This window comes from Mitsuokella apri (assembly GCF_047974105.1).
In the GTDB taxonomy this organism is placed as follows: Bacteria; Bacillota; Negativicutes; order Selenomonadales; family Selenomonadaceae; genus Mitsuokella.
The window spans coordinates 56,693-75,333 of sequence record NZ_JBHYRS010000003.1; the positions used below are offsets into that span (position 1 = coordinate 56,693).

The 18,641-nt window shown below is 53.7% G+C and carries 19 protein-coding genes, 1 riboswitch and 1 other annotated feature; of the genes, 17 read left to right on the forward strand and 2 right to left on the reverse strand.

What is annotated here, in order from left to right:
* Positions 1-89: 89 nt before the first annotated feature.
* Together rplM and rpsI are read left to right on the forward strand one after the other, a co-directional pair.
* A complete protein-coding gene (gene rplM, locus ACE419_RS05330; RefSeq protein ID WP_432648013.1) occupies positions 90-530 on the forward strand; it encodes a 50S ribosomal protein L13 in 441 nt (146 codons plus the stop codon).
* Between the two features lie 24 nt (positions 531-554).
* Entirely contained in the window at positions 555-947 is a 393-nt protein-coding gene (rpsI, locus tag ACE419_RS05335) for a 30S ribosomal protein S9 (RefSeq protein WP_005838873.1), read from the forward strand.
* 115 nt (positions 948-1,062) lie between these two features.
* Here rpsI and ACE419_RS05340 read toward each other — a convergent pair whose 3' ends face one another.
* Complete coding sequence (locus ACE419_RS05340; RefSeq protein WP_036377341.1) at positions 1,063-1,269, reverse strand: hypothetical protein; 207 nt, start codon at positions 1,267-1,269, stop codon at positions 1,063-1,065.
* A 219-nt stretch (positions 1,270-1,488) separates the two neighbouring features.
* Between ACE419_RS05340 and ACE419_RS05345 the strand changes: the two genes are divergently transcribed.
* The 13 genes from ACE419_RS05345 (at position 1,489) to clpB (ending at position 15,028) form a co-directional block, all read left to right on the forward strand.
* Positions 1,489-2,223: a Tat pathway signal sequence domain protein gene (locus ACE419_RS05345; RefSeq protein ID WP_435721272.1), complete on the forward strand. Its 735-nt coding sequence runs from the start codon at positions 1,489-1,491 to the stop codon at positions 2,221-2,223.
* 82 nt (positions 2,224-2,305) lie between these two features.
* Positions 2,306-2,573: a binding site (T-box leader), on the forward strand.
* A 72-nt stretch (positions 2,574-2,645) separates the two neighbouring features.
* Entirely contained in the window at positions 2,646-3,278 is a 633-nt protein-coding gene (locus tag ACE419_RS05350; protein WP_432647040.1) for a phosphoribosylanthranilate isomerase, read from the forward strand.
* A gap of 2 nt (positions 3,279-3,280) precedes the next feature.
* Positions 3,281-4,087, forward strand: coding sequence for an indole-3-glycerol phosphate synthase TrpC (gene trpC / locus ACE419_RS05355; RefSeq protein ID WP_432647041.1), 807 nt, complete (start codon positions 3,281-3,283; stop codon positions 4,085-4,087).
* Positions 4,088-4,123: 36 nt separating this feature from the next.
* Complete coding sequence (gene trpB / locus ACE419_RS05360; RefSeq protein WP_435721273.1) at positions 4,124-5,311, forward strand: tryptophan synthase subunit beta; 1,188 nt, start codon at positions 4,124-4,126, stop codon at positions 5,309-5,311.
* Positions 5,311-6,114 carry a tryptophan synthase subunit alpha gene (trpA, locus tag ACE419_RS05365; protein ID WP_435721274.1) on the forward strand — a complete coding sequence of 268 codons (804 nt, stop codon included), beginning with the start codon at positions 5,311-5,313 and terminating at the stop codon, positions 6,112-6,114. Before trpB ends, trpA begins: the two co-directional genes overlap by 1 nt.
* Before the next feature lie 35 nt (positions 6,115-6,149).
* Complete coding sequence (trpE, locus tag ACE419_RS05370; protein WP_435721275.1) at positions 6,150-7,649, forward strand: anthranilate synthase component I; 1,500 nt, start codon at positions 6,150-6,152, stop codon at positions 7,647-7,649.
* Complete coding sequence (locus tag ACE419_RS05375) at positions 7,630-8,199, forward strand: anthranilate synthase component II (RefSeq protein WP_432647044.1); 570 nt, start codon at positions 7,630-7,632, stop codon at positions 8,197-8,199. Before trpE ends, ACE419_RS05375 begins: the two co-directional genes overlap by 20 nt.
* A 154-nt stretch (positions 8,200-8,353) precedes the next feature.
* Entirely contained in the window at positions 8,354-9,472 is a 1,119-nt protein-coding gene (locus ACE419_RS05380) for a hypothetical protein (protein WP_435721276.1), read from the forward strand.
* Between the two features lie 12 nt (positions 9,473-9,484).
* A riboswitch (TPP riboswitch) is annotated at positions 9,485-9,581 on the forward strand.
* A gap of 75 nt (positions 9,582-9,656) precedes the next feature.
* Positions 9,657-10,523 carry a hydroxyethylthiazole kinase gene (thiM, locus tag ACE419_RS05385; RefSeq protein ID WP_435721277.1) on the forward strand — a complete coding sequence of 289 codons (867 nt, stop codon included), beginning with the start codon at positions 9,657-9,659 and terminating at the stop codon, positions 10,521-10,523.
* Positions 10,524-10,560: 37 nt separating this feature from the next.
* Entirely contained in the window at positions 10,561-10,884 is a 324-nt protein-coding gene (locus ACE419_RS05390; RefSeq protein ID WP_432647047.1) for an MTH1187 family thiamine-binding protein, read from the forward strand.
* Positions 10,881-11,585: a thiamine phosphate synthase gene (locus tag ACE419_RS05395; RefSeq protein ID WP_435721278.1), complete on the forward strand. Its 705-nt coding sequence runs from the start codon at positions 10,881-10,883 to the stop codon at positions 11,583-11,585. Before ACE419_RS05390 ends, ACE419_RS05395 begins: the two co-directional genes overlap by 4 nt.
* A 93-nt stretch (positions 11,586-11,678) precedes the next feature.
* Positions 11,679-12,245 (forward strand): UbiX family flavin prenyltransferase, encoded by a 567-nt coding sequence (locus tag ACE419_RS05400; RefSeq protein ID WP_432647049.1) that lies wholly within the window; start codon positions 11,679-11,681, stop codon positions 12,243-12,245.
* Between the two features lie 182 nt (positions 12,246-12,427).
* Positions 12,428-15,028 carry an ATP-dependent chaperone ClpB gene (gene clpB, locus ACE419_RS05405; protein WP_432647050.1) on the forward strand — a complete coding sequence of 867 codons (2,601 nt, stop codon included), beginning with the start codon at positions 12,428-12,430 and terminating at the stop codon, positions 15,026-15,028.
* A gap of 120 nt (positions 15,029-15,148) precedes the next feature.
* Here clpB and ACE419_RS05410 read toward each other — a convergent pair whose 3' ends face one another.
* Positions 15,149-15,994, reverse strand: coding sequence for a polysaccharide deacetylase family protein (locus ACE419_RS05410; protein ID WP_435721279.1), 846 nt, complete (start codon positions 15,992-15,994; stop codon positions 15,149-15,151).
* Between the two features lie 235 nt (positions 15,995-16,229).
* Between ACE419_RS05410 and map the strand changes: the two genes are divergently transcribed.
* Positions 16,230-17,102, forward strand: a complete 873-nt coding sequence (gene map, locus ACE419_RS05415; protein ID WP_295635516.1) for a type I methionyl aminopeptidase — start codon at positions 16,230-16,232, stop codon at positions 17,100-17,102.
* A gap of 35 nt (positions 17,103-17,137) precedes the next feature.
* A complete protein-coding gene (locus ACE419_RS05420; RefSeq protein ID WP_432647052.1) occupies positions 17,138-18,463 on the forward strand; it encodes a DEAD/DEAH box helicase in 1,326 nt (441 codons plus the stop codon).
* Positions 18,464-18,641: the final 178 nt, after the last annotated feature.

An 18,641-nucleotide genomic window follows, 5' to 3' on the forward strand; every position in this document is an offset into this window, starting at 1 on the left:
ACGAGCGTTTCCATTAGCCCCGGAAGCCTGTTTCAATACATCATGAACTTGGAAAATTGATACTGAAAAAACTCTAGGGGGGAAATCGCATGAAGACAACGTTTATGGCAAATGCATCCAATATCGAACGCAAATGGTACGTTGTAGACGCTGAAGGCCAGACTGTCGGCCGCCTCGCAGCTGAAGTCGCAAAAGTTCTTCGCGGTAAAAATAAACCGACCTTTACTCCGCACGTTGATACGGGTGATTACGTCATCGTCATCAATGCAGCAAAAGTAAAATTCACGGGTAAGAAACTTACGGATAAGACGTATTTCCGTCATTCCGGTTACCAGGGCGGCACGACGTTCACGGCCGCTGGCCATATGCTGGAGCGCTTCCCGGAGCGCGTTCTCGAGCATGCAATCAAAGGCATGCTGCCGAAGAACCGTCTCGGCGCTCAGATGTACCGCAAGCTCAGCGTTTACGCTGGCCCGGAGCATCCGCATGCAGCTCAGAAGCCGGAAAAGCTTGAGCTGAACATCCGCTAATCTGGAAAGGGAGGAACATAACACATGGCAGAAGTCATCTACTACGGCACTGGCCGCAGAAAATCGTCCGTTGCCCGTGTTCGTCTGGTTCCAGGCGAGGGCAAAGTCACGATCAATGGTCGCGACATGGAAGAGTATTTTGGTCTTAAGACGCTCGAACTCATCGTTCGTCAGCCGCTGAACCTCACGGAAACGGTTGATAAGTACGATGTTATCGCTAACGTTGCCGGCGGCGGCGTTACGGGTCAGGCTGGCGCAATCCGCCACGGCATCACCCGTGCACTCATGGAAATGAATGCTGAGCTCCGTCCGGCTCTGAAAAAAGCTGGCTTTGTTACGCGTGACCCGCGTGAGAAAGAGCGCCGTAAATACGGTCTCAAGAAAGCCCGCAAGGCTTCCCAGTTCTCGAAGCGTTAATCGTATATACGAGAATACTATCCGCAGATTTTATCTGCGGATTTTTCTTTTGCCTTCTTTGGTTTTGAGCACAAAAAATCCGGCAGGATGAATTTCCTGCCGGATTTTTTATACCTTATTTTTTGAGTGCTGCCTTGAGCGTTTCCGTCATGGCTTTCTGCACGATGCGAAGGACATCCTCTACAACTGCGTTGTACATGTCACCGCCATCGACGACACCACGGCCATTTTCCGTGAGGAAGAACTTCTTCGGGGGCTCATTCTCCTTATAAGCTTCGTTGAGCTTGTCCTGAACGAGTTTTTCGATTTCCTGTTCCGTCATCATAGTCACCTCTCTCCCATAATAACCTGCATTTATTATTATACGACATTCTGTACCTTTTTTCCTTGTTTTTTTGAAATAAACTTCAGGAATATTTTCCGGGGCAAAATTCAATCGATTTCTAATTCCTTGCTAAAGCCAACTTAAATTGCAGCCGTTAGACTATAGCCATAAGATGAACAAGAAGATAATGAGCTGAATAGAAAGGCGATGGATTATATGAAGATCACACAGCGTAAGATGATTGCCGGCATTGTGGCCGGCCTCGTGTTGACGGCGGGCGGCTTTGGCGTGCTTTCGGCACAGTCACAGTCCCAGGATGGTGCACAGCACCGCATGTTTGCCAAGGGGGAGCGTCCTGACGGACAGATGCCGCAGATGGATGCTTCGGAGGCAGCTAAGCATATCGCTGAGACGTTCGGCGTTGACGAGAGTCAGGTCAAGAACGCCATCGAGAACAAGAAGGATTTCCGCGATATCGGTCAGGCCGCTATGATTGCCAAGGTCAGCGGCAAATCCTTTGACGAAGTCATGGCCCTCAAGACGGATGACAAGAACTGGCGTGACATTGGTGAGTCTCTTGGTGTGACACGCGAAAAAGTCAAAGAAGTCCGTCAGTCAATGACGGCACAGCATCTGAGCCAGGATGGCGATATCGATGAGAGCAAAGCCCTGAGTCTGCTTAAGAAAGGCTATGAGCCGCGTGACATCGACTGCGCAGCAGCCTTGGCCAAGGCTTCGGGCAAAGATATCCAGTCGGTGCTCGACCGTAAGAAAATCAACAACCGCTGGGGCGATGTGGCGAAGGAACTCGGCGTCGATGCCAATGTTCTGCAGAAGAAATTCCATGGCCACGGCCCGGAGGGACATGGCCCGCAGGGCGGTCCTGAAGGCGGCATGATGGGCGGCCCGATGATGGATGCGCCGGAAGATGGCAGCAGCGCGGCCAATTGATAAATAAAAAATTGCTGCAGGGACTTGACATCCTGCCGGAAGGCGAGTAATATAATAGCCATCAACAAGTTAACAAAGTTACACTAAATCATCGAACAGGAAATAGTAGCCAAGCCACTATCTCTACAGCGAGCCGCCGGTTGGTGCAAGGTGCGGCGTGATATGCTTTGTGAATGGTCCTGCGAGAGCCCACCGAAATCGAAGAGAAAAAGAGTAGGCTGGGACGGCTGCCTCCGTTACAAGGCTACGGTATCGGCTCAATGTGGAGTCCCGTACCGGAAATGAGGAATGGCTTATTCTGTATTGGCCGTTTGAAACGGGTGGCACCGCGAAGAATTTTCGCCCCGCTGAGTATTATGCTCAGCGGGGTTTTTTGATTGTCATTTTATAGGTATGGACAAAAGACTGTGAGGGATGGAAAGATGCTCAAAGCAAAATTATGTGGGATGAAGACATTGGCGGCAGCTGAGGCAGCGGAACAGGCTGGCGCAGATTTTATCGGCTTCATCTTCTGGCGTCACAGTCACCGCTTCATCGAGCCCCGCGAGGCAGCGAACATCAGTCAGGCCCTGCAGAAGGTCAAAAAAGTCGGCGTCTTCGTCGATGCGGACCCTGCGGTGGTCAATGCGATTGCTGCGCGGTGTCAGCTCGATTTTGTCCAGCTGCATGGCCATGAGGATGCCGGTTATGCCAGAGAGATTCGGCGGCCGGTCATCAAAGCCTACCGCTACGGCGATGGTTTTTCCGCTGACGCTGCGAACGCCTTCCCTGCAGACATGATTCTCGTCGATGCTTACCGGCCGGGGGAGGCCGGCGGCACGGGAACCTCGTTCAACTGGCAGAAGGCACAGCAGGAAATCGCGGCGGTTAAAAAGCCGGTACTGATTGCCGGAGGCATCAGTGAGGCCAATGTCGGCGAGGTAGAGCAGACTTTTCATCCGTTTGCCGTCGATGTCTCGGGCAGCCTCGAGGTCCACAAAGAAAAGTCGGCCGCGCGCATCGCCTCATTCATGGCGAAGGTGCATGAAATCAATGAACACAGCAGGAGGAATTGAAATTGCGGGATATTTTAGCAGAGATTGTCGAAAAGAAAAAAGATATCGTGGCCGAAGCCAAAAAAGAGCTGCCGCTCGACGAAGTCAAGCGCCGGCTCGTCTGCGGGAATTTCGAGATGTCAGCACGGTTCCGCCGTCAGCCGTGGAACCTCATCGCGGAATGCAAGCTTCAAAGTCCTGCCAAGGGCCGGCTTTGCCGCAATCATTCCGTCGTCGAGCTCGCCCATATCTACGAGGACAACGGCGCGAGCATGCTGTCCGTGCATACGGACCCGCATTTCCTCGGCTGCAATGAGGATTTCCGCAAGGTGCGCAGCGAGGTCAAGCTGCCGCTTCTGCGCAAGGATTTCGTCATCGATGAGTATCAGATTTATGAGGCAAGACTCTTAGGCGCCAACGCCGTGCTGCTGATTGCGAGAATCCTGACGCCGGAGACACTCAAAAAATTCCTCTACACGGCCTGGTCGTTAGGCATGGATGCCCTCATTGAGGTGCATGACCGCCGCGACATGGAAGCGGCCCTCGCGACGCCGGCGGAGTTCATCGGCATCAACAACCGCAATCTCGTCTCGTTCACGACCTCGATTGAACAGACATTAGAGCTTTTGCCTTATGCCGATAAGAACCGCACCCTCATCAGTGAAAGCGGCATCTTCACGGCAGAGGATGCGAGGAAGCTTCACGAAGCCGGCTGCGACGGCATCCTCGTCGGCGAGGGGCTCGTAAGGGCTGAGGATGTTGGCCTCCAGACGCGTCTCCTGATTGAGTCTGGCATGCCTCAGCAGGAACATGCAGGAGAGATTGCCTGAATTAAGCAAGTTTTTAGATAGAAAGGAAGAAATCACATGAACACGAAGGGCAGATTTGGTAAATTTGGCGGACAGTACGTACCGGAAATCGTCATGCCGGCACTCAATGAATTGGAAGAAGCCTATAAGAAATATAAAGATGACCCGGATTTCCAGAATGAATTCAAGACGTACCTGCGCGAATATGCAGGCCGTCCGACCAATCTTTATTATGCCGATAAACTCACAAAATACTACGGCCGCGCGAAGATTTACCTCAAGCGCGAGGACCTGCTGCACACGGGCGCGCATAAAATCAACAATGCTCTTGGTCAGGCGCTGCTTGCTAAGCGCATGGGCAAGAAACGCATCGTCGCCGAGACGGGCGCCGGCCAGCATGGCGTCGCTTCGGCCACGGTTGCCGCACTCTTCGGCATGGAATGCCATGTGTTCATGGGGGCTCTCGATGTCGAGCGCCAGAAACTCAACGTGTTCCGCATGAAGCTCCTCGGTGCCAAGGTCATTCCGGTTTCCTCGGGTACAGGCACTTTGAAGGACGCGACGAGTGAGGCCATCCGCTACTGGGCGACGAATATCACGGACACGCATTACATCATCGGTTCGGCCGTCGGCCCGCATCCGTATCCGACGATTGTCCGCGACTTCCAGAAGGTCATCGGGGAAGAAATCCGCGAACAGGCCATCGCGAAAATCGGCAAACTGCCGGATTACCTCTTAGCCTGCGTCGGCGGCGGCAGCAACGCCATCGGCACGTTCTACGATTTCCGCAATGACCCGTCCGTGAAGAAATTCGGCGTTGAGGCAGGCGGCCGCGGCGAAGCGCCGACGGACAATGCCAAGACTTTGTCGGGCGCCGGCGAGCCGGGCATCCTGCACGGCGCGTTCAGCTATCTGCTGCAGGACCCCGACGGTCAGGTCGTCGAAGCGTATTCCATTTCGGCCGGCCTCGATTATCCGGGCGTCGGACCGGAACATTCCTATTATAAAGATAAGGGCATCGTCAAATATGTTTCGGTCACGGATCAGGAGGCCCTCGATGCGTTCCAGCGCCTTTCGAAGGTCGAGGGCATCATTCCGGCCATGGAAAGCTCGCATGCCTTGGCATATCTTGAGAAGCTCATGCCGCAGACGCATCCGGATGAAGCAGTGGTCGTCACGCTTTCGGGCCGCGGCGATAAGGATGTACAGATGGTAGCAAAGGTACTTGGGGAGGATATTGAGTGATGAGCACGCGTTTAGATAAAAAAATGGCTGAACTCAAAGCAGCCGGCAAAAAAGGTATCTTCATTTATATTACGGCCGGTGCGCCGGACGTCGAGACGACGTTAAAGGCCGTCCGCGAGGCCGAAAAGGCCGGTGCCGATGTCATCGAACTTGGCCTGCCGTTCTCGGACCCGATGGCCGACGGCCCCGTCATCCAGACAGCTTCGGTCGTGGCCCTCAAAAACGGCATGACGCTCAAAAAAGAGCTCGAGATCGTGCGTGAAATCCGTAAATTCTCCGATATTCCGCTGATTGGCATGGGCTATATCAACAATATGTATCATTACGGCTTTGAGCGTTTTGTCACGGACTTCAAAGAAGCGGGCATGGACGGCGTCATTGTGCCGGATGTGCCGCATGAAGAATCCGGCGACATGCGCAAAATCTGCGCGGCGCACGATTTCCATCTGGCTGAATTCATCACGCCGGGCACGACGGAAGCACGCATGGCCGAGACGTGCAAGGGCGCGACGGGCTTTATTTACTGTGTTTCCAACAACGGCGTCACGGGCGTCAAGAAAATCGATTACAGCACGATTGGCAGGGTCTGCGAAAAAGCGTGCAAATTCACGGATACGCCGCTGGCTGTTGGTTTTGGCATTGGTTCGCCGGAAGCTGCAGTGGATGCGGCAGCTCACAGCGATGCGGTCATTGTCGGCAGTGCCGTGGTAAAACGCCTGCTCGATGGCAAATTCGACGATGCTATGCAGCTGATTCACGCCATGCGCACGGCTCTTGATGAAAAATATGGCAAGCATGCCTGATGCGGCTGAAAAATAACAGGAAGAAGGAGAGTATCATGGAAATCAAGCCGTCGCGGGAAGACTTCCGCAAGCTGGCCGCGGAGACGAATCTCATCGCTGTGGCAAAAGAAATCAATATGGACCTCGATACGCCGGTTTCCGTCTATTATAAATTAGTCGGGGAAAAGAAGGGCTTTATTCTGGAATCGGTCGATACGACACATCAGCAGTTTGGCCGTTTTTCCTTCATTGGTGCTGAGCCCTTTGCCCGTCTGCAGGTCTTCAAAGATAAGCTGATGATCAATGAGAACGGTCTGATGAAATGCATCATGGGCGAGCCGGTCAAGTCCATCAAGCAGTACATGCAGGGATTCAAGCCCGCTGTCGAGGATGCCTCGCTGCCACTTGCAAACGGCGGCATGGTTGGCTACCTCAATTATGATATCGTCGCAACATTTGACCGTGTGCGCGGCATGGAGCTTGGGGATGAAGAGCTTTTAGGGCAGTTCATGATCTGCCGTGTGCTCGTCGTTTACGATGCCCTGCACAACAATGCGCGCCTCATCTGTCTGGCCGATACGAAGGGGCGCGATGCTGATGAAGCCTATGATGCGGTCTGTGAAAAGATAGAAGAAGTTGAGGCAAAGCTCGCAGCGCCGCTCGTGCCGCAGGCAGCGCCGAAAACGAAGCCGAGAGAGAAAATTGATTTTCTCAAGAAATTTGGCAGGGCACCGCAGGATTTTCTTGATGCCATTCATAAAGCCAAGGATTACATCTTTGCCGGTGATATTTTTCAGGTTGTACCCTCACGCCAGTTCCGTGAAAAAATCACGAAGCCGTGCTTCCACTTCTACCGCCGGCTGCGTCAGGTCAATCCGTCACCGTACATGTTTTATTTCAATTTCGGCCCTGTTAAGCTCGTCGGTGCATCGCCGGAGATGCTCGTCAAGGTCGCAGGCGACAGCGTCTACACGTACCCGATTGCCGGCACGCGGCGCCGCGGCAAAGATGCGGCCGAAGATGCAGCCCTCAAAAAAGACCTGCAGGGCGATACGAAGGAATGTGCGGAGCATTCGATGCTCGTCGACCTCGCGCGCAATGATATCGGCCGCATCAGCGAGCCGGGCAGCGTGCGCGTGACGAAGCTTCGCGAAGTCGAGTATTTCAGCCATGTCATGCACATGGTTTCCGAGGTCGTCGGCAAGCTCAAGAAGGGTTATACGCCGATGGATGTTCTCCGTGCGACATTCCCAGCCGGCACCGTCAGCGGCGCGCCCAAACTGCGTGCGATGGAAATCATCCATGAACTCGAGCCCGTCAAGCGCAATTCGTATTCGGGCACAGTAGGTTATATGGATTTCTGCGGCAATATGGATATGTGCATTACGCTGCGCACGATGCGCATTGAGAACGATGATACTGCTGTCATCCAGTCCGGTGCCGGCATTGTCGCCGATTCCGTGCCGGAGAAAGAATATCAGGAAATCCTGCAGAAGTCGAAAGCCCTGTTTGAAGTTGTGGAGGAGGTCGAAAACGATGTTGTTGCTTTTAGATAATTACGATTCCTTCACCTATAATGTCTACCAGCTGCTCGCAGAGCTCGGTGCTGAAGTCGAGGTCATCCGCAACGATAAGACGACCGTCGCAGAGATTGCAGCCAAAAACTACGAGGGCATCGTGATTTCACCGGGCCCCGGCGTGCCGAAGGATGCGGGCATCAGCGAAGATGTCATCCGTGAGCTTGGCGGCAAAGTGCCGATTCTCGGCATCTGTCTTGGGCATCAGGCCATCGGCGAGGTATTCGGCGGCAAGGTCGTGCGGGCCGGCGAGATCATTCACGGCAAAGTTTCGCCCATTCGCCATAACGGCAAAGGCCTTTACGAGGGACTGCCGCAGGGCATCGAAGTCGGCCGCTATCATTCGCTGATCATTGACCGCGCGAGCCTGCCGGACTGTCTCGAAGTCACGAGTGAACTGGAAAATGGCACCATCATGGGCGTGCGCCATAAGGAAAAGGATATCGAGGGCATCCAGTTCCATCCAGAATCCATTCTGACGCCAACGGGCAAAATCATGATGCAGAATTTCCTGAACCATTTAGCCTGAGACATTCTTCCCGTTCATAAAAATAAAGAAATAAAGGAAATCCTTCTTTCGGGAAGGATTTTTCTATTTTTTTAGAGAATATCATACAGTATCAAAATCAAAGCAGTGCCGCAGATGGTTCTGCGGGCTGCAGGGAATAGAGGAGTGAGATATCATGCAATTCGCAATGGGGAAGAAAAAAGCAATTATGACCGCTCTGTGCAGTATGGCATTTCTTATTGCGCCTTACGGCATGACGCCGGCAGGGGCTGCGCCGGCTGTGACAGCTGGGAAAACCCAAATCACAGCGGCAGCACCCGAAAACGCTGTATCGGCTTCGGATGTGAAAGAGGCAGGTAAGCCGGATACGGCAGCATCTGCAGCAGATGAGGCGGCAGAAGTAAAGACGTCTGAAGGAAAAGAGGCACAGGAAGAAAAAGAAACAAAGACAGAAGAGAAAGATAAGGCCGGCAGCAAGCCAGCTGCTGTTTTGCCGGCGGCGAAAGCTTCTCTTGACGATGCTTTTGACCATCTGTCGGAAGTGAAGAACGGGACTTATGATATGGACCTTGCCACATCGGCTCCGGCGGGCAGTGCCAACATGGCCAGCCATATTACCTTTGTGTCCGAGCCGTATACGCGCGCCAAGGGCAGCATGAATATCACCTTTATCCTGCCGGGGGCGCCGGCTTTTGAGCGTGAGATTTCCTATTATATCCGCGAGACGGAGAAAGCCACTGCTTTTTATTGCAAGCTCGGGCATGGCGAATGGGAAAAATCCATTACGCCGCGCAAGGCAAATGATAAGAAGGTCAACGATTTCTGGTCTGCAGCCTTTACGAATGGCTTTATGGACCTCGCTAAGGATGTGCAGTTTGGCGTCAAAGACGGCAGCTGCCAGACTTATCTGGTGACGGTCGACGGCAAGGCCTTTGGCAAACTGCTGCAGGAGCAGCTGCTGCCCATGAGCAAGGATGAGAATATGAAGAAGACGACGGAGGAAATCTGCCGCAGTCTGCCGGACTTCACTTATACGGTCACGATTGATACCGAAAAGAACCTGCTGACCGATGTTCATGCCAATCTGACCGAGCCCATCCGCAAGGCTGCTTCTATCATCGTCAAACGGCGCGATATGCCGCGTTCGGAACGCGATAAGATGCTGAAGGAAATCCGTGAGAGCACGGTTGACCTGCATCTGCAGGGCAGGGACTTCAATGCCCTGGAGGATGTGCAAGTTCCAGCCGAGATTCTGGCCAATGCCAAGGCAACTGAACTGCCGCTGGCGGGCTGATGCGAAAAATAAAATACTTTGCGGGGGAACCTTGTGTTGAGAAGGCAAAAGCCTGACCCTTAGAACCTGTTGTGTTAATACCAGCGTAGGGAGCAAATTGAGATGCTTAAGAAGGCCCGCCAACAGGCGGGCTTTTTGTCATGATGATGAAAAATATAAAGATTGTTTTCAGGAGGCGTTTGGATTGAAGCAGAGAGAAGAAATAGACGAAAAGAAAATGAAAGAGACAATGGAATCGATTCGGGGAAAAATCAGGGAGACCGTACAGCGTACCAAGGAAGACTGTCCGCTCGTGCCGTCTGTCACGAACACGGTGACCATCAATCTCGTAGCCAATGCCCAGCTCGCGGCCGGAGGTTCGGCCGCCATGGTCTATCTGCCGGATGAAGGGGAGGGCATGGCAGCAGCTGGCTCTGCGTTTTACATCAATATGGGCACGTTGATGCCATTTTATGCCGAAACACTGCCGCGCACGGCAAGAGCTCTGCGCGCGCATAAGAAGCCGTGGGTTCTCGACCCTGTGGGCATTGGCATCGGCAGCCTCAGAGAGGGCCTTTTGCAGTGTTTCCGCGCCCTGCCGCCTGCCATTGTGCGCGGCAATGCCTCGGAAATCATCGCTCTCGCAAATCTTTGGGGCCTCGGAGAGAACCTGCAGAAAGCCGGCGTGCGCGGCGTCGATGCGACGGACAGCGTCAAATCGGCGCGGCCGGCGGCGGAAGCACTGGCATCGTTCATTCATGGGGCAGTGGCGGTTTCCGGTGAGCAGGACCTTGTGACGGACGGGCAGACGACTGTCATGAGTGAAGGCGGCTCGGAGTTCTTCACGAAAATCACGGGAGCGGGCTGCTCCTTAGGCGGTGTTGCCGCTGTTTATGCAGCCGAAGCATCGCCGTTCATCGCGGCGCTGACAGCTGTGCAGGCATATAATCTCGCAGGCCGCAGGGCAGAAGAGCAGGCAGCCGGCCCAGGCACTTTTGAAAAATACTTCCTCGATGCGCTTTATCAGGCGAAACCCGAGGAGATTGCGGGAAATCCGTTTCATATGGTTTGAGACGGGAAGACTATTATAATAGGAAAGAAGGATCTTCATGAATACATTGATTGCCGTGGCCATTGCGCCCTGCGGCACAGGCGAAGAAATGTCTGCTTATGTCGGCGAAGTCGTGCGCGTCATCCGCGAGTCGGGACTTTCGAACCGCACGAATTCGATGTTTACGGAAATCGAGGGCGAATGGGACGAGGTCATGGACGTCGTCAAACGCGCGACGATGGTCCTCGCGGATAAGGGCATCCGCACGGAAGTCGTGCTCAAGGCCGATATCCGGCCGGGCTATACCGACATGATGCATGGCAAGCTCGAGCGTCTGGAAAAGAAAATTAAAGAAGAAAATAAAGAGGATGAAGCAAAATGAATATGCGTGAAAAACTCGATATCTCGGCCTATTTTGTCGTGGGGCCTGAGAATACACTGGGACGTCCTGTCAAGGATGTCATACGGGCGGCGGTGGAAAATGGCTTTACCTGCCTGCAGATCCGTTCAAAAGTAGCTTCGGCCCGGGAGCTTATCGCTCTTTGCGGCGAAGCTGCCGCGGTCTTGAAGGACTTGGGCAGGGAGAAGGAAGTGGTCCTCCTCGTCGATGACCGCCTTGACGTCGTGCTCGCCGCACGCGACGCAGGCATCAAGGTTGACGGCATTCACGTCGGCCAGAGTGACATCCCTGTTTCAGTCTGCCGCAAACTGCTTGGCCCGGACTCTGTTGTCGGACTTTCAGCGCGCACGCATGAACTTCTCGATTATGTCCGTCATGCCGATACGAAAGACATTGACTATTTTGGCGCAGGCCCCTTGCATGAGACGCCGACAAAGAAAGACTGCGGCCGCGACCTTGACGGCCATATCATCACGCGCAGCTTCGAAGAACTCACAAAACTGCATGAAATCAGCCCTGTGCCGGTCGTCGTCGGCGGCGGTGTCAAAGCCAAAGACCTGCCGGAGCTCAAGAAAACCGGTGTGGATGGCTTTTTCGTCGTCAGCGCCGTGACAGGTGCAAAGGACCCCGCAGCCGCGGCAAAAGAGCTTGTCTCCGTCTGGCAGAAGTCGCCTCGGGCCTGAGACGTTTTTGCCCCTTCTTTCTTCCGTGTATCTATGGTAAAATAGAGGCAGATACAGGAAGATACGAAGCGATAGAAGAAGGGAGGCGCGTTTATGCGTCTGATTGTCGGCATAACAGGGGCGAGCGGCGTCATCATGGGGTATGCGCTTTTAAAGGCGCTGCATGAGCTGCCCGAAGTGGAGACACATCTTGTCATCACGAAGGGGGCGGCCGTGACTTTTCCTTATGAAACGGACGTCAGTCTCGAGGAAATCAGGGCACTTGCCGATGTTGTGCACGACAACGCGAATCTGGCAGCGTCAATCTCGAGCGGCTCTTATGAGACGGACGGCATGATCATCATTCCCTGCAGCATGAAGACGGTGGCCGGTATTGTCAGTGGTTACACGGACGATCTTTTGCTGAGGGCGGCGGATGTCTGCCTCAAGGAAGGCCGGAAAGTCGTCATCGTGCCGCGCGAGATGCCAATGAGCCGCATCCATCTGCGCAATATCAAGGAAGCAGCCGATTACGGCTGCGTCGTTGTGCCGCCCGTCTTGACTTTTTACAATGGTGCGGACACCGTTGAGAAGCAGATTCAGCATATCATCGGCAAGATTCTGCTACAATTCCATATCCGTTATCGTGATTTTGTCCCCTGGCAGGGGGATGAGGCCTGAGTCTTAGGAGATTCGGGCCTTTTTCTTGTTTGAGGAGGCGGCCAGAAAAAATTTTTTAAAATAAAGTCAAAAAGTCAGAAAAAGTATTTGACTTTTTGACTTTAATGGTTATAATAGGAAATAGAAACGGAAAAGTTTCAGAATACACAACGAAATTAAGAGCGATTATGGAGGATAAGATTATGGGACAAGAAAAATATACAGCGAAGACGCTGGCGGCCCTGCAATCCGCTCAGCAGATCGCAGCAATGAAATACCATCAGGAAATCACGTCGGCCCATGTGCTTTTAGCCTTGGCCAAGGAACCTGAGGGGCTGCTCGCCACGATTTTTGAAGAATGCCAGACGGATATGCCGATGCTCAAGGCAAGACTTGAACAGGAACTCGCGAAAATCCCGAGCGTCAAAGGCACGGACCGTCTCGGCATGGGGATGGATATGGTCCGCGTACTCGGCCGTGCCGAGGAATACGCCAAATCCATGAAAGATGATTATGTTTCGACAGAGCATCTGCTTTTGGCCCTTGTCACGGATGGCAGCTCTGAAGTGCAGGACATCTGCCGTCAGTTCCATCTGACGAAGTCGGCCATTCAGGCATCCATTCGCAAGAACCGCAAGCAGAATGTCACAACGGATAATCCGGAAGAAGGTTATAAATCCCTTGAGAAATTTGGCCGCGATTTGACGGCAGCTGCACGTGCCGGCAAACTCGACCCGGTCATTGGCCGTGATGAGGAAATCCGCCGTACGATTGAGATTCTTTCCCGCCGTACGAAGAACAATCCGGTGCTCATCGGCGAACCTGGTGTCGGCAAGACGGCCATTGTCGAAGGCCTTGCCCGCCGCATCGTGGCTGGCGATGTGCCGGAATCCCTGAAAAATAAGACGTTGTTCTCTCTTGACATGGGTTCCCTGATTGCCGGCGCGAAATACCGCGGCGAATTCGAGGAACGCTTGAAGAGCGTCCTCAACGAGATTGCGAAATCCGATGGCCAGATTCTGCTGTTCATCGATGAACTGCATACGGTCGTCGGTGCCGGTGCTACGGAAGGTGCCATGGATGCCGGCAACCTCCTGAAACCGATGCTGGCCCGCGGCGAGCTGCGCTGCATTGGTGCCACGACGCTCAATGAGTACCGCAAATACATCGAGAAGGATACAGCCCTTGAACGCCGCTTCCAGCCGGTCATGGTCGGTGAGCCGAGTGTCGAGGATACGATTTCCATCCTGCGCGGCCTGAAGGAGCGCTATGAAGTTCATCATGGCGTGCGCATCCGCGATGCCGCACTCGTGGCAGCTGCTACCCTTTCGGACCGCTACATTTCCGACCGCTTCCTGCCGGATAAGGCCATCGACCTCGTCGATGAGGCCGCCGCAAAGCTGCGCACCGAGATTGAATCGATGCCGCAGCCGCTCGATGAAATCCGCCGCAAAATCATGCAGCTCGAGATTGAAGAGCAGGCACTGAAGAAGGAAACGGATGAAGCTTCGCAGGAGAAGCTCAAGAAGATCACGAAGGAAAAAGAGAAACTCCAGAAAGAGGAGAATGAGCTCAAGACACAGTGGGAGACGGAAAAGAACGCCATCCTGCGCGTCCGTGCCATCAAGAAAGAGATTGACGGCGTGAACAGCGAGATGGAAGCGGCCGAACGCGCGTATGACCTCAACCGCATGTCCGAACTCAAATACGGCAAACTGCCGGAGCTGCAGAAGAAACTCAAGGAAGAGGAAGCCATCATCGCGGCGAAATCCAAGGACAGCCGCCTCTTGAAAGAGGAAGTCGGCGAAGAGGATATCGCACAGGTCGTCAGCCGCTGGACGGGCATTCCGGTCACCAAGATGCTGACGGGCGAACGCGAGAAACTGTTGCACCTTGAAGATGTGCTGCATGCGCGTGTCGTCGGACAGGACGAAGCCGTCAAGGCTGTCAGCGAAGCTATCCTGCGTGCCCGTGCCGGCATCAAGGACCCGAACCGTCCGATTGGTTCGTTCATCTTCCTCGGCCCGACGGGCGTCGGCAAGACCGAGCTCGCCAAGACCCTCGCAGAAGCTCTCTTTGATGATGAACGCAGCATGATCCGCATTGATATGTCGGAGTACATGGAGAAACACAGCGTCTCGCGTCTCATCGGTGCGCCTCCGGGCTATGTCGGCTACGATGAAGGCGGTCAGCTCACGGAAGCCGTACGCCGCCGTCCGTACAGCGTCATCCTGCTCGATGAAATCGAGAAGGCCCACCGCGACGTCTTCAACGTCCTCCTGCAGATTCTCGACGATGGCCGCCTGACCGATGGCAAGGGCCGTGTGGTCAACTTCAAGAACACGGTCATCATCATGACGTCGAACCTCGGCTCGCATGAAATCCTTAACAAGAGCTACGAAGAGGCCAAAGGCGCAGTCAAGGAAATCCTCAAGGATTACTTCCGTCCGGAATTCCTGAACCGTGTTGATGACATCATCGTCTTCAAGGCTCTGAAGAAGGAACAGGTCAAGAATATTGCGGCCATCATGCTCAAGAGCCTCAGCGACCGCCTTGAGAAACAGATCAAGATTTCGCTGAAATGGACGGATGAAGCCCTTACGGCACTTGCTGACAAGGGCTTTGACCCGAACTTCGGCGCAAGACCGCTGCGCCGCTTGCTTACGCACACGGTTGAGACCTCGCTTTCGAAGGAAATTATCCGCGGCGATGTACGCGAAGGCGATGTTGTCGAAATCGGCTATAACGGCAGCGAGTTTACCTTCACGACCATGCCGAGGGTTAAAAAAGACGACGAAGAATAATTTTCCCCAATCATAATTTAGACATTGCTTTTACTGCCTGACCCCCTCAGACAGAAAAATCCCCGGGAACCGCAAGGCTCTCGGGGATTTTGTTTTGTGGCGGATATATGCCGTATGGAATTATGGTGCCGGTACAAATTTTGCGAGGATCGTATGGCCGTTCTTGACGAGGCTGCGGCTCAAGGCATCGAGCGGCGCAAAGATTGGCGCGTATTCGAGGCGCAGCTGGAAACGGCGGAACTGGTGGGAATTGCAGCCAAAAATTGGCACGCGGTCGAGCATGTAGGGATTCTCGGATGCGGAGGCAAGGCCGTAATGGACGGTGAACGCTGCGCGGTAGCCGGCTTCCTTCGTCATGCGCAAAAGCTCCTCGTCATAGGAGCCGCACGGATAGGCGATGAAATTGATGGGCTTATTCAGGCGCCATTCGAGCGCTTTCTTGGAATCCGCGAGCTGGTGCATGACCTGGTCATCAGGGAGTTTGTCGAGTTCCGGATGCGACAGCGTGTGGCTCTCGAAATCAATGATGCCGCTCTGCTGCATCTCGTCAACCTGCGCCCAGGTCATGTAGTTCGGATACGTGCCGATGAAATCGGAAATCAGGAAAATCGTACCTTTGAGACCGTATTTCTCAAGGATCGGATAAGCATTCTTGTAATTATCGACATAGCCGTCATCGAAGGTCAGGATGACAGGTTTGGAAGGCAGCGGCGTGCCGTTTTCAAAAGCATCCATCATTTCTTCGGGCGTGATCGTATGATAGCCGTTGTCGACGAGGTATTTCATCTGCTGGTCGAATTCGTCTGTGTGAACAGTCAGGGAATTTTCGTCGCGGTCGTTGATTTGGTGATAGTTGAGTACAGGGACGGTGCCTGCTGCCGCGTGCATGCGGTACGCACAGACGCCAAATACTACTAAGATGAGGAGGAACAGGAGAAGCAGGATTCGTTTGATCCAGGTAATCATCAGGACACATCCTTTTCTTGCACAATAGTGGTTCGGGCTAAGCAGGCTGAAAGGAGCCTGTTTTTACATATACAGCTAAGTATATAACAAGCAGAAAACGAGGTCAAGGAAGGAGATTGAGAAAGAAAGGGTTTTACAAATCCTCAAATCGTCTTATAATGATATAGGTGTGTTATGCTTAGGAAATGGCGGCGATAAGCCGTTCATTCTATAGAATAAAGGAGTATACAGTCGTATGACGAGAAATGATTTGTGCTGGTGTGGCAGCGGCAAGAAGTACAAGAAGTGCCACGAAGATTTTGATGAACGCATCTCGGAGATGAAATTTGACATTTTCCGCGGTCAGGTGCGTCCGCCAAAAAATATCATCAATAATGAAAAGGATATCGCAGGGGTGCGTGCGGCCGGTGTCATCAATGACGGCGCCCTCGACCTCATGACCGAAATGGTCCGTCCCGGCATTGATACGGCAACGCTCGACCAGGCAGCTGCAGATTACATCCGTGAGCGCGGCGGCATTCCGGCCTGCCTCAATTATGAAGGCTTCCCGAAGAATGTCTGCATCTCGATTAACGAGGTCGTCTGCCACGGCATTCCGTCGAAGAAGACCATCCTCAAAGAAGGGGATATCGTCAACATCGATATCACGACGATTCTCAACGGCTATTACGCCGATGCTTCGCGCATGTATATCGTCGGCAAGACGACGCCGGAGGCCGAAAAACTCGTGCGCGTCGCCCGTGAATGCATGGAACTCGGCATCGAGGCCATCCGTCCGTGGCATTTCCTTGGCGATATCGGCGCAGCCTGTGAAGCACATGCACATGAAAACGGCTATTCCGTCGTCACGGACCTCGGCGGCCACGGCGTCGGCAAGGATTTCCACCTTGAGCCGTTTGTGCCGCACGTCGGTGAGAAAGATACGGGCATGCTGCTCGTACCGGGCATGATTCTGACGGTTGAGCCGATGATCAATGAAGGTACGTACAAGGTCGTCGTCGACCGCGGGGACGGCTGGACGGTCCGCACGAAGGACGGCAAGCTCTCAGCTCAGTGGGAGAAGACGGTCCTCATTACGGAGACGGGTACGGAAGTACTCTCTTCCTGATGCAGATGATGATAAAGACAGGAAAAGGATAAATTATGACAACATTTCAGGACCTCGGTATCCGCGATGCCCTTTGTGCTGCCCTGCGCAGTCATGGCATCAAGGAGGCTACGCCGGTACAGGAAAAAGCCATTCCGGCTGTGCGCGCAGGACATGACTGCATCGTTCAGGCGCAGACCGGCACGGGCAAGACACTGGCCTTTCTGCTGCCCATTATGGAGAAAATCAAGCAGCAGGCAGAAGTCACGCAGGCTTTTGTCGTCACGCCGACGCGCGAGCTGGCCATTCAGATCGCAAAAGTCGCACAGACACTCGGTTCTGCTGTCGATGTTTCCTCGCTCGTCATTTTTGGCGGACAGGATATCGAGCGCCAGAAACAGAAGCTTCGCCGCCATCCACAGCTCATCATCGGCACGCCGGGCAGACTCCTCGACCATCTGCGCCGCCAGACCATCGACCTTTCGCAGGTCAACAAGGTTGTACTCGATGAAGCCGATGAGATGATGCGCCTTGGTTTCATTGAAGATGTGGAAACACTTCTTCAGGCGACAGCTGCCGACCGTCAGCTCATGCTGTTTTCGGCCACGATGCCGGCACGCATCAAGGCACTTGCCACGCGCTATATGCAGAAGCCGCAGAATATTGAAGTCAAATCAGAGCATGTGACGCTCGATGCCATTGAGCAGGTCATCATCGATACGACGGAAGAGACGAAGATTGACAAACTCTGCGAGATTATCAATCAGGAGCAGCCGTATCTGGCGATGGTTTTCTGCCATACGAAACAGCGTGCCCACATGGTCACGATGGCTCTTGCGGCACGCGGATATCTCGTCGACGAGCTCCACGGCGACCTTTCCCAGGTCCAGCGCACGCTGGTCCTCAAGCGTTTTCGCAAGGCGGAACTGCAGATCCTCTGCGCGACGGATATCGCAGCGCGCGGCCTCGACATCGAGGGCGTGACGCATGTATTCAACTACGATATCCCGCACGATGCGGAAAGTTACATTCACCGCATTGGCCGCACGGGCCGCGCAGGTGAAAAGGGCAAAGCCATCACCTTTGTCAACGCGCGTCAGTACGATCTTTTACGCCGCATCGAGGGCGGCATCAAGGACCGCATCCGCAAGCAGCGCTCGGAACGCGGACGCCGCCACAAGGAGAAGCAGGAGAAAATTTTAAAGGAAATCCGCGAGAAGCGTGAGGAGAAAAAGGCCAAGCGCAAACCGCTCTCCAAATATGCCAACCGCAAGGGGGCATCGCATAAAGGACGCAACGACCGCAGCCGCCGCCAGAAAACGCATGGCACAAAGACGAATTTTGGTCATCGCGGCAGAAACGGCTTTTCCGGCAGGAAATAAGCGGAATCTATTTTATAGAAGGAAGCTCCCCGTCTTTTGCAAAGGACGGGGAACTTTTTTATTTTTTTGCAAATAATTGTCAAAAATTTGTAAAAACAATAGAATTCAAGCAGGAATTTGCCGGAAAAGGACGAATAGATGTACTGTAATCAAATTTGAAATCCATATTGGCATCGTG